Genomic DNA, 14898 nt, shown 5'->3' on the forward strand with positions numbered 1-14898 from the left:
TCCGTACGACCTATGGATCGTCGAGTTCTTCATCCATCGCCGGTACGCCGGGTGCATCCGCTTCAGTGGGATCGGGCAGCACGACGTCGTCGATGTCGAAGAAGCGCCCCGGCGGCGCGCCGCTGTCGCCGAAGAACGAGTCCTCGGCCTCCGTGAGCAGCCCGGACAGCGCCCGCTGCCCCTCGTTGGCCGCCATCAACGCCTCGATCTCCCCCAGGCACGCCCCCGTGTCCCCCCGCTCGCGAAGGTCGAACATGATGGGGATCTCCTTCCAGACCTCGTAGTCGAGGTCCGAGAGGCGGCCCCGCTCGTTCATCAGCCGCAGGATCCGCGCCAGCTTCACCTGAAACGCCGTGCTCAGCTCCCCCCGGCAGTAGTGTACGTGTCGACGCACGGGACTGGGCAGCATCAACGCGAGATAGGCCGCTTCGGGCGGCGTCAGCTCCGATGGATGCTTGCCGAAGTAGTGCTGCGCCGCTCGTGTCACCCCGTAGATCCCAGGCCCCAGTTCCACGACGTTCAGATAGATCTCCATGATCCTTTCCTTGGAGAGCACCGTCTCGACGTACCAGGTCAGGATCATCTCTTGAAGCTTTCGCGCCAGCGTACGCTCGTGACTCAGCATCACGTTCTTGACCATCTGCATCGTGATCGTGGACGCCCCTAGACGCACCCGCCCGGCTTCCAAGTTGCGACGCAACGCGGTCTCGAACTGCGACGGCAAGAACCCCTTGTGGCGCCAAAAACCACCATCCTCGGTCGTCAGCACGGCCGCCACCATGTGGGGAGAGATCAAGGGCAAGGGGGTGAACGTGCCGGACCCGGGATAGAGATGCACGGTGCGCAGCTGGCCGTTGCGCATGGTGACCCGGTGCGTGAAGCCGCCAGCGAGGTGCTCGACGGTTGCACGGGGAGGACGCTGCCGAACGCCGCAGCCAGCCAACCCGACCGTTCCATCGAGCACGAGGGCATCGAGATCGGCGAAGTCCACGCCGACATCCACATTCAGGCTGAAGTCTCCATCGAGCTCGAATCCGGCGAGCGCCGGCACGAGTGCCGCAGGAATCGCCTCCAGCACCTGCTGGCATGGGGTCGGCGAAATCTCGGCGTGGACCCGATAGCTCCGGTCGCTGCGCTGAGCGGGATGGAGTAGCTCTCCACGAAGGCCAAGCTCCACACCCCGCCGGCGTACATGAGCCTGGTGGAGCACCATGCGGGGCTTGCTTGGATCGATCTCCAAAGCGAAGTCCAGATCGAACCCGACGTCCCGAACGACCTCTCGTGCCAGCAGGGGATGAGCGACGTTGATCCCGTCGACACGGACCTGCCCTTCGGCCCGCGCAAGCCCTGCTCCGAACGACACCGCGACGCGCCCCCCGACCGTGGCGGCTTCTGACTCGACCAACGGCAAACGGGCGAGCACCTCCGGCACCTTGCCCAACTCGAAGGCTGCCATCGACACGTCCAGGGAACCCTCGGAGAGATCGCGTCTGACCCGGCCCGCCAGTGACCAAAGACGCTCGGTCGAACGGCCATCGTCCCGATCGGAGAAGCCTCCTTCGAGATCGAGATCGAGTTCGGAGACTTCGGAATCGACGATGGTCACTCGGCCATCGACCCCCGCCACCGCGATCTGCGGAGTGATTTGTGCGCCCACGTCCTGAAGGATCACCGTCAACGGGAAGCGAAGGGAGCGACCGTTCTCCGTCCGTTCGAGCACGATCTCACTCGTCACGGAGGCCGCCTTGAAGGCGGGAATCGAGCGATCTTCGAGGAGAAGATCTTCGAGTTCGATGGATACGTGACCTGTGGCAGGCGTCGCATCCAGGTTCATCACGGCGCCGACCTTGCGCGTCGCCTGGTCGCGCTGGCCCTGCCAGACGTCGATGAGAAGCCCCTTCACGCTCAAGTGCCGGGGTACGAGCCGAATTCGGCCCTGGCGCTCGAGATCGGCCCCGGGCTCGGCCCGATGCAGACGGCGAAGCAGATCTTCAAGAGCCCTTCGCTCCGAGACGAGTGCCCCCCCGTGCACCTTGGCATCGACCGGCTCGGCTCGACCCGACCACAGCGCTTCCTCGTCGAGGCGCACTTCGACCACGTCGATGCGCACCAGCGGGCTCGCGCGGTCTCCAATCACCAGGTCGTGCACACGTACGAAGGGCAAGCTCACCTCGACCCGCCCCAGGTGCACCGGTTGATCGAGCCTGCCCTGTAGCTTCGATGTCAACGACTCCGTGGCGAGGCGCTCGAGCCAAGGGGGAACGAGCCACCAAGCCAGCCCCACCAACACGACCAGGAACAAGGCAAGCACCGCGAGGACCCACGGCCAGGTCCGACGACGGGGTGGCTTGGGCGCGGGCGAAGGAGCAATCATGGGCTGGAGGGACGCCCACCGAACTCAGGCAAGGTGAGCCCGAGAACCCTACGGTGAGGATCGGACACTCGCAAATCTCTGTGCGGTTGCCAGCCCAACGTCTGCCCGGTCACCATTCGTGGGTCGCTCCCGGTGAGCGGCTCTCCGAGCGCCATGCGACGAGCCCCGCCGGACGCTCGCGTCGGGCGGGGCTCGGTTCGGGGCAATACGGCAAAACGCTCAGCTTCGCGCGCACTGAAGGGCGAAGAACAATTTCCCCTTCTTGTGCTCGACCTCGTAGTCACCAGCGCGGACCATCACGACGGCACCATCGTTGAAGCTGAGCTGGCTGGCGAGTAATTGCTTCTTGCCATCACGAGCAGACAGCGAGATCTGGATCCTCAGCCGTTTGTCATCGTTACCGAGCAAGCTCAATCCAATGCGATTACCGCTACGGAACTTGATCTCGGAGACTTTGTCGAGCGAGATCCTGGTCTCCTTCTGCTCGATGAGGTGGAATTCCTTGTAAGCGGCGAATTCGTCTTCACGGAGCTGTGCCTCCAGGAACTCGAGTTCCTTGGGGATGCCCTTGTCCCCTTCCTTGGAAGCGAGCACTGCGTGGACCTGACAATCGGCATGATCGAGGTCAGCCGCGCGAGCAGTGGTCGGCGACAACCCAGCAACCACGGCCGTGACAGGGACCGCCGGAGCAAGGACGGTGGCCAATGCCGAGACAACCAGCCTCGTTCTAATCCTTCCGTACTTCATAGCGAGCGCTCACTAATGGTCGGCTCTTCGTCCTCTTCGACGTAGAGCACCGTAACTGTTCCGTTGGAAGAGATGCTGCCACTGCCAGCACCGAACTCGATGCCGTGGATCTCGACTTCATTGTTCTCTGGAACGGGCATGGGCGCGATCGAATGATCGGTCCCATCTGGTTCCATGGCGAGAGGAACTTGGACGACGCGCTTTTGTTCTGCCTTGGGTGGCGCGTCCGACTGACCCACCTCGGGCCGTGGGCTCGGGGCCACAGACGCGATGCCCTCAGGATTATTCGGCCCCTCGGACGATGGCCGCACGACGATGACGGCGATCGCAGCGGCGCCAGCAGCGATGACTGCTGGCATGCGCAAGGGCCGCAGCGCCGTCCACAGACGCGTCCAAATCGACACGTTGCGATCAGCTCCGGCCTGCAAGCGGGCATCGCGCTCGATCGCCCGATCGATCTCATCCCAGATCTGCTCGAACCGGGCGGCCGGAATGGCCTTCGCCTCGGCCTCGAGGGCGGCACGAACCACCCCCCGCAATGCACCAAGTTCGAGGTGCTCGGTGCGAAGCTTCTCATCGGCCTCGAGCGCAGCGCCCACGCTCTGCGCTCGTTCCGGCGATAGCTCGTCATCGAAGTAGGCTCCAAGGTCTTGGAGCACGATGTCATCATTGGGAATCTCGGTGGTCATGATGCCGCCTCCCGAGTCATCGAGTCACCTGCGTCCTCGATGTCGGCCTTCGACGAGATGTACTCGAGACGCTCGCTGAGTAGCTTCTGCATGTTGCGCCGCGCGTGGAACAATCGACTCATGATGGTCCCCTTCGAGCAATTCATCGCCTTGGCCATGTCCGCGTAGGACAACCCCTGAAGTTCGCGCATGACGATGACGGCGCGATGTTTGTCACTGAGCCGGCCCAAGCTGTCCTGGACGGCCGCGAGGATCTCCTTGTTCTTGACCGCTGCCGACGGATCCCCCATCGCGGTGATGGTGCCCGCCGTTCCCACCGTCTCGGTATGACGGTCGTGCCGAAGCCGATCGTCGAACTCGACATCCCGCTTGCGACCGCTACGACGAAGGTGATCGATGCAGAGATTCGCAACGATTCGATAGAGCCAAGTATAGAAGCTCGACTGCCCCTCGAAGTTGGGCAAGTACCGATGGACCTTGATGAAGGCTTCCTGCAGGACGTCGAGGGCATCTTCCTGGTTCCGCAAGAACCCGTAGGCGACCGAAAAGACCTTGCGCTCGTAGCGCTGGTACAGCGCTTGGAACGCTCGCCGATCTCCCGCTTGTGCGGCTTTGACCAGTTGTTGGTCATCGGCATCGGTGGAAGCCACGTGCTCCTCGTTCTTGGACGATGGGTCCAGGTGCCTATTCAGGGGACGCCCATGGGCTGCGCGGTTGGCGTCACTGTACTGTCCGGCGTCAGTTGCGCAAATGGAAGCCGGGCAACAGACGGTGACGGGCTTGCTGGGGCCGGTTATACCTTCCAAGTGCACGCCTGCGCCAACTCAACGGTCTGTAGACCCAGCGGGGACGGAACGGCTCATCGATGAGGGAGCCCGTGGAGTTCCTCGAGGCGCTCGTGGGGCTGGCCCGGGCCTCGGCGCGGCACCGCCTGGCTCTTCGGGTCGTCGTCGATGGGGTCTTGGGCGCCGTCTCCGTCACCGTCCTTGCCGCATTCTACGCGGGCTGGACGCACCGGGGGGACCTCGCCGCGCTGGGCTGGGCGGTCGCGCTCCCCGCCCTGCTTGGGGGACTGGTCGTGCATGGTCTCACGGAGGCCCGAAGCCGTTTCGGGTCCGATCTGCGGGCTGCCCGCACGATTGCCTTCCATGACGCACCACTCGGGCCGGTAAGCTCGCGGGCGAGATCGCGCGAACATCGCATCTTGCGCCATGAGATCCTGGGCGCGATCGAGCTCGCCACCGCTCTGAGAGCACCAGCAACCGCTCTCCACGCGGGCTCGCCACAGTTGGCCGCGCACTACATCGACGACGTGGTGCGACGTTCACGCGCCGAGGACGTGGACCTTCGCCTCGCGATCCCTGGGCCCCGCTGGCGACGGCGAGCCACCGCGCTAATCGTGATCTTCCTCGGCTCGGTTGCCACCGCCAGCTTTCTCGCCGACGGCCTTGGCCTTCTGATCGCCCGGGCCGATGGCCGTCCACCTACGCGCCCGGAGCCAGCGTGGTCGAGCCTTCGACTTCGGCTCGAGTACCCGCCCCACACCCAAAGGCCGAGCCGCGACGTACCCAATCCCAGTGGAGCGCTGCGCGTCCCGGCCGGTACCGAGATCCGCGTCGAGATGGATGCTCGTAATCCCGCTGCCGTGGCTCGCATCGTCGTCAACTATGACTCTTCGGATCTGTCGACGGCGCGACCGCCCGAGGTCATATCACTCGATGCGACCGACGATGCGGGGCTCGGATGGACCGGTACCTTCACCGTCCGTGCAACTGGAGCTTGGACCATCGTGCTGCTCGACGATGACGACGATACGATGGATGAAGCGGGCCGACGCTCCGCTCCCCTGCCCTTGCAAGAGGAGCCAGACCGCGCTCCGGAAATCGAGCTCTTGCCACTGCCCGACGGCCAGCGCGAGGTCCGGGAGACCGACCGCGTGGACATCCGCTTCCTGGCACGCGACGACTTCGGTCTGCACTCGGCGGCGCTGGTGTACCAGCTTCCCGACGGTACGTCGCATCGCCTGACCATCCCCATGCCCTTGGATGAGCAGCGTCGCCTACGACGCAGCTACGACTGGGACATCTCCCAGATCCCGGTCTCCGAACGTAGCGAGGTCCTCTACTGGATCGAGGTCCGCGACAACGATCCGGGTCTCGGCCTGGTTCCGCTACCGGATCCGCCGGGGAAGCTGAGCCGATCGGCGACGCAGCGGCTCATGATTCGCGACGACGAAGCAGAGCACGCCACCAACATCGTCAAGCTCCGTGACATCCGCGATCTCGCAGTGGACTTGCTGGCGGCGCGCATGACCACCCGCGCGTTTCCGCGGCCCGCCGGCCGAACGACCAAGAGCCCCTCTCCCCCTCCGCTCGCAGTGCGGGCAGCCCTGTCCCGCGACGTCCTCCACCGCAGCAGCCAACTGCTCGCCCGCCTCGCTGAGGCGATCGATGTGCTGTCGATGGATACCCTCGCACGTGAGCGTGACATCGCCACGCTCACGGAGATCCACGGACGCCTTGCGTCCTTGCATCGTGCCGAGCTCGAACTCCATGCCAAGATGCCACCGAAGTCCGAGCACCGCGTCCCCGATGACGTCTCGGCAACCCTCGAGCTCCTGCGCGACCACAACCGGGAGGAGATCTCCCAACTCGAGGACGAGATCATTCGCATCGATGACCTCGTGGACGGCCAGATCATCGAGCGCCTCGAAGGCTTGATCGCGCGTCTCGAGGCAACCCAGCGCAAGCTCGTCGAGTTGCTCGAGCAGCTCCAGGCGGGCGACGAATCGGTCCGGGCTCAGCTCGAGCAGCTCGAGCAGCGCCGCCGTGAGGATCTCCGCAGGATCTCGGAGGCACGGGCCATGCTCCGCAAGGAGGTCGAGGAGGAGTTCATGAACCTCGACGCATTTGCCGTGCTCGAGCGGCTGCAACAGGAGGGTCAGCTGTCGGAGATGCTGCGGCGCGGTGACGTTGCGCAGGCGCTCCAGCAGGCACGAGGCGAGCTCGGGGAGCTACAAGGCCTGCGCGACCAGGTACAGCAACGGCTGGGCGAGGAGGAGCAGGCGGCGGAGCTGTCCCCGGAAGAACGCGCCCGCATGAGGCTCCTGCGCGAGCTGTCGCGATTGCAAGACGATCAGACCAACCTTCGAAGTCAGACCCGCAAGCTGCACGAGCGGTGGCGCGAAGCGGTGGGCGAGCAGCAAGCCGACGCGAGCGAACAGGAGGCGGCAGGTGCCGAAGCCAAGGCGCTCCGCGAGACCCTCGAGCAGATCAACGATGCGCGATTGGGCCGCGATGCGCGTCGCGGCCTCGATGATGCGAAGGACGCGCTCGAACGACTCGAGCGCCTGAGCACGGCCGAGCGCGCGTCGGCGCTCGAGCTGGTGGAGGCCGCCGAGGAGGCAGCGCGAGCGCTGATGCGAGCATCCGAGGGAGCCGAAGCGAGCGAGCGAGAAGGCAAGGCGGTGCGACGCGCCCGCGAGCAGAGCGAACGCCTGAGTGATCGGCTCGGGCGTGGGCTTCCTGCCCCGAGCGAGGTGCTGTCGCCCGACGACGTGGAGGAGTTGGTGCAGCTGACCGAGCGCCAGATGGGCCTGCGCAAGCAAGCCCAGGATCTCCTCGACGACCCGGTGGCCGACCAGCTCCCCGCCCCGGGGCACAAGGCCATGCGGCGCGCGGACCGGGGCATGGAACGCGGTGCCCAGCAGCTCGGCCGGCGCCAGCCGGGACAGGCGATCGACCCCGAGTCAGCCGCCTGGCAGGGTCTGCAGGAAGCGATCGACAGCCTTCGTCGCGGGTCGCCGCCGCCGCCGCCCTCGGCGAGCGGCGATGCGTCGACCGAGGCAGAGCGAGATCGTTCGCTTCGCGACGCACTGATGGAAGCGATGCGCGAGGATCCCCCAGCGGGCTACGACGAGCCCGTGCAACGCTACTACGAGGAGCTGCTGCGATGAGTGGATTTCGCCGGTGGCCCGGACGCCGACTCGCCCGTGGCCTGATGTTGGGTCTGGTGCTCCTGAGCGCGTTGCCCGGTCCGCAGGCGGAGGCAGGGGGCGGCGATCCTCATCTGGAGGCCGCCGAGACGGCGCTGGCGAGCTGGGATCTCGACGCGGCGCAGGCCTCGATCGACGCAGCGGATGTCGGCCCGACTCGGGATGTCAAGCAAGGGGTGCTGTACGTGTTCGCGGGGCGCTACGCCGAGGCAGAGGCGCTACTGGCGGCCGCGCTCGCGTCGGGCGAGCTCGGCGAGGGCAGCAGCGAGGACGAGGAGGCCCATCACTACCTTGCACTGGCGCGCGGATCCCAGCGAGCGCTCGAGGGCAGCGTGACGGTGACCAGCCCCGACGGCTACGTGGAGGCCGTGTTCGTCGATCCCAAGGACGCGCTGCTGGCCCCGTACCTGTTCGATGCCATGGCGAGCGCGCGCGAGGCGTTGGGTGCGGACCTGGGGGTCTTGCCCACGCACCCGGTGCGCTTCGAGTTGCTCGACGATCCGCTGAAGCTCGCCATGCTCACGCCGCTGTCGACCGAGAACATCCGTACGACGGGCACGGTGGGGGTGACCAAGTACCGCCGCATCATGATGATCACACCGCGGGTGATGGTGTACGGCTACGGCTGGATCGACACGGCGGTGCACGAGTACGTGCACTACCTGCTGACGATGCGCACGAGCAACCAAGCACCGGTGTGGCTGCAGGAGGGCCTGGCCAAGCTGCTCGAGACGCGATGGAGGCTCCGCAAGCCGCCGCCGTTGCCCCCGGGGGTGGCGTATCACCTGCACCAGGCGATCGTTCGCGACGATCTGGTCACGCTGGAGGAGATGTACCCATCGGTGGCCATGCTCCCCAGCCAGGAGCGAGCCGCGCTGGCGTACGCCGAGGTGGAGACGATGCTGGGGATGCTGCTCGAGCAGCGCGGCCGGGCGGGGCTCGAGACGCTGCTGGACCGGGTCGCGATGGGCGACGATGCCAAGACGGCGCTGGCCACCGCATGGGGCGACGACTTCGACGCGTTCATGGAGGAGTGGAAGGCAACCACGCGGCGCAAGACCACCAAGGCGAAGGAGGGCCCGCTGCGCGGGCCAGAGTTCAAGGACGGCGAGGATGGCGAGGCCGCGGACGAGCCGTTGGGCGACGTGTTCTCGCACCTCGGAGGCGGCAAGGCACGGCAGCACGCCCGCCTCGGGGGGCTCCTGCAGGGGCGCGGGCACCACGAAGCGGCCGCGATGCAGTACGAGAAGGCACGCGACGCCGACCGCCGGGCGCGACAGGATCCGGTACTCTCGCGTCGGCTCGGCAAGCTCTACGTGGAGCTCGAGCGCTGGGAGGAGGCAGTGCCGCTGCTGCAGATCGCGGGCCAAGCCGAGCCCGAGGACGCGAACCTGGCCGCGGCGCTGGGACGAGCGCTCCTCCGCAGTGGTGACACGGCCGGAGCCGCCGAGGCGCTGGGGCGAGCGGTGCGGAACAACCCGTTCATCCCTTCGATCCACTGCGACTTGGCGGAGATCGCCCCAACGGAAGAGCGACGCGCGCACGAGGCCAGCCACTGCCGCGAGTGATCGGCGCGGTGACGGCGGGCACGGTGCAAGGCTTGGTCACCGTGAGCACGCATCGGGCCCTGCGTCCGACTCGACCTCCGACTCCGGCGCCTACCGGGCTCCGACCTGGCCCTGCGCTGCTTTTCGTGCGGGAGCGCTCCGATTCGGGCCATCCGATTTGACCGAGCCCCACCCGTGGCCAATACACTGATCCCCGTGGGTGCTCCGCGTCGCAACGTCCCCGATCCCCTGCTCGAAGGACGCTCGGTGCTGATCGTCGACGATCACGACGCGCATCGCAACCTGCTGACGAACTACCTCGGGGTCCTGGGCTGTCGCTGCCAGGGAGCGAGCGGAGGCAACGAGGCGCTCGAACGCATGGCCGCGACCCCGTTCGATCTGGTCCTGCTCGATCTGCGCATGGACGACCTCGACGGCATGGAGGTGCTCAAGCGAGCCCGCGCCCGCGGCATGGCTGCCAACTGCATCATGATGTCGGCCGAGGGCACGATCTCGCATGCGGTCGATGCGATCCGCCTGGGCGCCACCGACTTCCTGGTCAAGCCATTCGAACTCGAGCAGCTCACGGGCTTGGTGCGTCGTGTCCTGGGCAGCCTCGCACCCGGTGACGGAACGAGGCAAGACCCGCGGCTGGCGTGGCGCGACACCCATGCGCCCGATCTGATCGGCGAGCACCCTCGCCTGCTCGACGTGTTCCTGGTGATCGAGCGCATCGCCAACACGGACTGCACGGTGCTGGTGCTCGGCGAGAGCGGCACCGGCAAGGAGCTGGTGGCGCGCGCCATCCACAACACATCGGGACGCAAGGGCAAGCCGTTCGTCCCCGTCAACTGCGGAGCGATTCCCGAGACGCTGATCGAGAGCGAGCTGTTCGGGCACGCCAAGGGGGCGTTCTCCGGGGCCACGTCGGCTCGCGAGGGCCGCTTCGCCGTCGCGGACGGGGGCACCCTGTTCCTCGACGAGATCGGCGAGATGTCCCTCGCGGTCCAGGTGAAGTTCCTACGCGTGCTGCAGGAGCAGGAGTACGTGCCCGTGGGCGAGACTCGACCGCGCAAGTGCGACGTTCGGATCATCGCGGCCACCAACAAGAACCTCGAGCAGATGACGCGCGAGGGCACGTTTCGCGAGGACCTGTTCTACCGGCTGAACCTCATCCCCATCCACCTGCCCGCCCTGCGCGAGCGCATCGAGGACGTTCCGCGGCTGGCCCAGCACTTCCTGGGCATGCTCGGCACCCGCACCAGCCAGCCCACGCCGACCCTGTCGCCGCCGGCGCTCGAGCTGATGACGCGCTACGAGTGGCCGGGCAACGTACGCGAGCTCCAGAACACGGTCGAGCGCATGACCTTGCTGCATCAAGGCGGTGGCATGCTCGACCTGGGAGATCTTCCCCCGAAGATCCAGTCGCTCTCGGGCCGCTCGACTCCATTCTCGGTGGTTCCAGCCGCCCCTCCCTCCAGCCCGGTGGTCGAAATCCGCGCTCCACCGCCCGCGGGACCGGCTGCGTCCGCGGCACCTCCAACGCCGACCCCCGTGGTGGCGGAAGTGCCCACCGCGGCCAATACGTCGCCGCCCCCCCGCGACCCTGCGCCCGTGCTGGCGCCGGAGGACTTCGTACTGCCGAACGAGGGCATCGACCTGCGCAAGGCGGTCCAGGCGTTCGAGATGAGCCTCATCGACCAGGCGTTGGCCCGCACGGGCGGAAACAAGAACCAGGCCTCGATGCTGCTTGGGATGAACCGTACCACGCTGGTGGAAAAGCTCCGGAAGCGACAGCGCTAGGTCGGCAAGGAGGCCCTTTGGGCCCTCTTGCTTCACGTCCGACCGCTCGCAGGCGGCAAGGGGCCACCGACCACCCCTTGCCAGGACTGTAGGCATGGACACGCGTCCTGCACCGAGTCCATCGACTCGCAACGGGCCGGACGGACGGTATACTGAGGGGACGCGAATTCCCGTGAGACCCGTCGTCGCGTTGGGGTTGCGCGGGAGGTCCAAACGGTCGAAAACATGGCCGAACCAGAGGTTTCGACGTGCTGACCCTGACACGGAAGATCGGGCAGAAGATCCTGATCGGCAACGGCATCGAGGTGGTCGTCCGCGAAATCCGTGGTCGGCAAGTGCGCCTTGGGATCACTGCACCTGATGGTTTGCCGGTATTTCGCGAGGAGCTCTACGAAGACCTCGCCACGGCCAACCTCCGGGCGCAGACCACCCTAGACCGGAACCGCGCCGCGGAGCTCCCCGAGCCTGGCCTGTGAGCGAATCCCTCATCATCCAGATTCCCCTGGGGCTTCCCGGCCTGACGACGGGCGTGAGCTTCGAGCTCCGAGCGCGTTCGCCTGGCTCGGCGTATGCCTGGCTGCGCTCCACCACCGGGCCTTCGATCGAGCTGCTGGCGATCGACGTGCTGAGCCTGCGCCGGGACTATCCGATCGATCAGCTCCGCCGCAACCTGGCGTTCTTGCACCTCGACGACGACGAGCCCTTGCTGGCGCTGGCCCTGTGCACGGTGCCCCAACGCCCGGCCGCGGCCACCGCCAACCTCCTCGCGCCGGTCGTGGTGGGACTGCGCAGCCGCAAGGCGGCCCAGATCGTCCTCCACGATCCGCGCTGGAGTGAAGACGCTCCTTTGCCCGGCTGATCGTCCGGGCCAGACATCCGGACCGAGCGTCCGCTCTAGATCCGTTCGAGCACCCAGGTACGCCCGTCGGGGCGGAGCCATCGCTGCGGGTGCGCATCGAGCCACATGACGACGTGCGGGGTGGCCTCGACCCCGAGCAGCGTGCGGCGGGCGCCGGCCGCTGTTCGTGCGCGCGTCTCCACCACGATGCGGGCGCCCTCCTCGAGGCGACGCAAGAGCCACGCAAGACAGCGGCTGGGATCCTCGAGCCGCACCAGATAGCCCCGCCCGGCCGGCATGTCCTGGAAGGGACGCGTGGTGACCTCGTCCCAGGTGTCGATGTCGACGACCTCGTAGCCTTCGTCGAGGTGCTGCAGCAGTCGCTCACCCACCCCGGTGCCCGCGAGATAGACGACGGTCCCGGGCTCGAGCGCATCGATGTGGTGAGCGAGGGTGTCGTCGCCTCGCATGGTGGGACGCGTGCCGGACACGAGCCGCGGCATCGTGGCCGAAGCGCTGGGATCGAGCTCGGGTAGCTGGTCCTGCGGGCCGCTCACGAGGGCGAAGTCGATGGCGTCGTCCTCGATCGCTGGGCCCGACCCGGGGCTCGGCTCCTGGACCCGCACGAGACGGTTGGTCGGCCGATCAGGACCAGCCGCGGGGTCGTCGCCATCGCCGGGCGGCATCTCATCGAGCACGGCCCCGGCCAGGCCGACGTCCCACCGGGTGGAGCGGGTGGCGCTCTGCTGCAGCACGGACACCGCGGCGCGGGGGATCTCCATGCTCTGCTCGGGGTCGAAGTGCCGCATGGGCGGCAGGTCGAGCGGCACGCCCCGGTGGTCGGGCGTGGCGCCGTCGCGAACGCGACCGCGGATGATGACGCCATCGACCGCGTTCTCGGCGACCAAGCTCCACTCGGCGTGTCCCTCGACGTAGAATTCGACGACGCCGGCCACGGCGAGCTCGGCCTGTTGCTCCGGCGCGAGCACGACCGAGAGCGCATCGGAGATCGTGCCCTCGTCGAGATCGTCGCCGAGCACCAGCGCCCCTTGCTCCCCGTGGAACGTCACGGGATGCCCGGGCTGGATCACCACCTCGTCCACGGAGTGACACTCCGCTTCGTACAAGACCAGGGGTAGCGACAGCACGGCAGCGAACGATAGCAAAAACCCGGTTCGGCGGCGGCCTCGGGGCCCGATGGGGGCTTCGCGACTCCCCGAATTCAGGGGTTTCCGGACCCAAGCGCCCCGCCGGGTAGCGGGGCTACCGCTTGTGGGGTATGCCGGGCTCGATCGGCTCATGCTATCGAGCGCGGCTTCGCTGCTTCCTCTGGCCCTGGATGTACCCCGCTGGGCCATCGAGCTCGCCTTCGGCGTGTATGCGCTCGCGGTCACGACGCTCGTCATCCTCGAGCGACGGCGTCCCACGGCCACGCTGGCGCTGGTCCTGGCGCTGGTGTTCCTGCCGGTTGCGGGGCTGGTCGTCTACCTGGTGCTCACGCAGCGGGTGCGACGCCGGATCCGTCGACGTCTGCGGCGCCCGATCAATCCGGTGGACGACACGCGCGACGTGGCCAACCTCGAGGAACTCCCCGCGGATGGACTGGGATCGGCGCAGGGGCTGGTGCGCCTGGCCCTGCAGAGCGCGGCGGCCCCGCTGCGACGCAGCGAGTCGGTCACCCTGCTGCCCCGCCCCGATACGGCCTTCGACGCCTTCGCCGATGCGATCACCGGAGCCCAGCGCACGATCCACTGCGAGTTCTACATCTGGCGCGACGACCGGGCGGGGCGACGGATCACCCAGATGCTCGCCGAGCGCGCGGCCGCCGGGGTGAAGGTACGCGTGCTCTACGACCACCTGGGCAGCCTGGGCCTGCCGCGAACGCACTTCGATGCGCTGCGCGAGGCGGGGGGCCAGGTCGCGGTGTTCGGTCGCTTGCGGATCCCCTTGCGCCTTTCATGGCTGCGCGTGGACTTCCGCAACCATCGCAAGCTGATGACGGTCGACGGCCAGCGCGGGTTCCTGGGCGGCCTGAACGTGGGCGACGAGTACCTCGACCCCCAGGGCAAGGGCCTGGGCTGGCGCGACCTCGCCGTCGACCTTCGCGGCGATGCGGTCGTGGGGCTCGAGGCGATCTTCCTCGAGGACTGGCTGGCGAGCACGGGCGAGGTCCTCGATCTGCAGGGCGAGCGCACGACGATCCCTCGACGCTTCGATCCGCGGCGACCGCTGCCCACGGATCGTCCGTGGCAGCGACGCCGTGCCCAGGCGGCACGCGCCCGCGCGATGGCCATCAGCCCGTTCGCCCCCCGGCCGGACCTGCCGGTGACCTCCGCCGGGCCGCTCTTGCAGATCATCCCCAGCGGGCCCGACCTTCCGCTGGTCTCGGTGATCGCAGCGCAGCTGTCGGCCGCGATCGCGGGGGCCACGTCGCGGGTATGGCTGGCCACGCCGTACTTCGTGCCGGACGAGCCGCTGCTGTTCATCTTGCGCGTGGCGGCGCTCAAGGGGATCGACCTGCGAATCCTCGTGCCCGCGCCCCACAACAACGACGTCCGGCTGGTGGCCTGGGCGGCGCGCAGCTACTACGACGACGTGCTCGCCGCTGGAGGCCGCATCTTCGAGTACCAGCCGAGCATGATGCACTCGAAGTACCTCATCGTCGACGAGCTGTGTGCAATCGGCTCGGCGAACATGGACGTGCGCAGCTTTCACATCAACTACGAGGTCACGGGGATGTTCTACGACTCGGCGCTCACCGCCGAGCTGGCCGCGCTGTTCCAGGAGGACCTGGGGCGCGCGCGCGAGGTGACGCGAGCCTCGCGAGCCAGGCTGACGCTGCCCGTACGGCTGACCGAGAGCACGGCGCGGGTGCTGTCGCCCCTGCTGTGACGTCATCCCCGAGC

At 67.4% G+C, this 14898-nt stretch carries 13 protein-coding genes; 7 read left to right on the forward strand and 6 right to left on the reverse strand.

Annotation, left to right across the window (positions count from 1 at the left end; translation table 11 throughout):
* Positions 1–10: 10 nt before the first annotated feature.
* Positions 11–1903 carry a biosynthetic peptidoglycan transglycosylase gene (locus OEB96_RS35245; RefSeq protein WP_266221303.1) on the reverse strand — a complete coding sequence of 631 codons (1893 nt, stop codon included), beginning with the start codon at positions 1901–1903 and terminating at the stop codon, positions 11–13.
* A gap of 66 nt (positions 1904–1969) precedes the next feature.
* Between OEB96_RS35245 and OEB96_RS35250 the strand changes: the two genes are divergently transcribed.
* Positions 1970–2215, forward strand: coding sequence for a hypothetical protein (locus OEB96_RS35250; RefSeq protein WP_266221247.1), 246 nt, complete (start codon positions 1970–1972; stop codon positions 2213–2215).
* Between the two features lie 378 nt (positions 2216–2593).
* Here the strand turns inward: OEB96_RS35250 and OEB96_RS35255 are convergent, their stop codons facing one another.
* The 4 genes from OEB96_RS35255 to OEB96_RS35270 all read right to left on the reverse strand — a co-directional run bounded on the left by OEB96_RS35255 (position 2594) and on the right by OEB96_RS35270 (position 4894).
* Complete coding sequence (locus tag OEB96_RS35255; protein ID WP_266221248.1) at positions 2594–3079, reverse strand: hypothetical protein; 486 nt, start codon at positions 3077–3079, stop codon at positions 2594–2596.
* Between the two features lie 38 nt (positions 3080–3117).
* Positions 3118–3810: an anti-sigma factor family protein gene (locus OEB96_RS35260; protein WP_266221249.1), complete on the reverse strand. Its 693-nt coding sequence runs from the start codon at positions 3808–3810 to the stop codon at positions 3118–3120.
* Positions 3807–4460: an RNA polymerase sigma factor gene (locus tag OEB96_RS35265; protein ID WP_266221250.1), complete on the reverse strand. Its 654-nt coding sequence runs from the start codon at positions 4458–4460 to the stop codon at positions 3807–3809. The genes OEB96_RS35260 and OEB96_RS35265 overlap by 4 nt, the downstream gene beginning before the upstream one ends.
* Before the next feature lie 209 nt (positions 4461–4669).
* Positions 4670–4894, reverse strand: a complete 225-nt coding sequence (locus tag OEB96_RS35270) for a hypothetical protein (protein WP_266221251.1) — start codon at positions 4892–4894, stop codon at positions 4670–4672.
* Positions 4895–5455: 561 nt separating this feature from the next.
* Here OEB96_RS35270 and OEB96_RS35275 point away from each other — a divergent pair.
* From OEB96_RS35275 to fliW, 5 genes are all read left to right on the forward strand, one after another.
* Complete coding sequence (locus OEB96_RS35275; protein WP_266221252.1) at positions 5456–7765, forward strand: coiled-coil domain-containing protein; 2310 nt, start codon at positions 5456–5458, stop codon at positions 7763–7765.
* The gene (locus tag OEB96_RS35280) at positions 7762–9372 is read left to right on the forward strand and encodes a peptidase MA family metallohydrolase (RefSeq protein ID WP_266221253.1); all 1611 of its coding nucleotides are present in this window, start codon (positions 7762–7764) and stop codon (positions 9370–9372) included. Before OEB96_RS35275 ends, OEB96_RS35280 begins: the two co-directional genes overlap by 4 nt.
* A gap of 174 nt (positions 9373–9546) precedes the next feature.
* A complete protein-coding gene (locus OEB96_RS35285) occupies positions 9547–11154 on the forward strand; it encodes a sigma-54-dependent transcriptional regulator (protein ID WP_266221254.1) in 1608 nt (535 codons plus the stop codon).
* A gap of 248 nt (positions 11155–11402) precedes the next feature.
* Complete coding sequence (locus OEB96_RS35290) at positions 11403–11630, forward strand: carbon storage regulator (RefSeq protein WP_266221255.1); 228 nt, start codon at positions 11403–11405, stop codon at positions 11628–11630.
* Positions 11627–12013 carry a flagellar assembly protein FliW gene (gene fliW, locus OEB96_RS35295; protein ID WP_266221256.1) on the forward strand — a complete coding sequence of 129 codons (387 nt, stop codon included), beginning with the start codon at positions 11627–11629 and terminating at the stop codon, positions 12011–12013. The genes OEB96_RS35290 and fliW overlap by 4 nt, the downstream gene beginning before the upstream one ends.
* Positions 12014–12048: 35 nt before the next feature.
* On the opposite strand, the gene OEB96_RS35300 is transcribed toward fliW, so the two are convergent.
* Positions 12049–13140, reverse strand: coding sequence for a hypothetical protein (locus OEB96_RS35300; RefSeq protein ID WP_266221257.1), 1092 nt, complete (start codon positions 13138–13140; stop codon positions 12049–12051).
* 151 nt (positions 13141–13291) lie between these two features.
* On the opposite strand from OEB96_RS35300, the gene OEB96_RS35305 reads away from it, so the two are divergent.
* Positions 13292–14884, forward strand: a complete 1593-nt coding sequence (locus tag OEB96_RS35305) for a phospholipase D-like domain-containing protein (RefSeq protein WP_266221258.1) — start codon at positions 13292–13294, stop codon at positions 14882–14884.
* Positions 14885–14898: the final 14 nt, after the last annotated feature.

The organism is Paraliomyxa miuraensis (genome assembly GCF_026337845.1).
In the GTDB taxonomy this organism is placed as follows: domain Bacteria; phylum Myxococcota_A; class Polyangia; order Nannocystales; family Nannocystaceae; genus Paraliomyxa; species Paraliomyxa miuraensis.

Coding starts and splice junctions, on each gene's coding strand:
- OEB96_RS35280 (WP_266221253.1), top strand. CDS start 7,762: ATGAGTGGATTTCGCCGGTGGCCCGGACGCCGACTCGCCCGTGGCCTG.
- OEB96_RS35270 (WP_266221251.1), bottom strand. CDS start 4,894: ATGCACGACCAGTCCCCCAAGCAGGGCGGGGAGCGCGACCGCCCAGCC.
- OEB96_RS35260 (WP_266221249.1), bottom strand. CDS start 3,810: ATGACCACCGAGATTCCCAATGATGACATCGTGCTCCAAGACCTTGGA.
- OEB96_RS35305 (WP_266221258.1), top strand. CDS start 13,292: ATGCTATCGAGCGCGGCTTCGCTGCTTCCTCTGGCCCTGGATGTACCC.
- OEB96_RS35250 (WP_266221247.1), top strand. CDS start 1,970: ATGCAGACGGCGAAGCAGATCTTCAAGAGCCCTTCGCTCCGAGACGAG.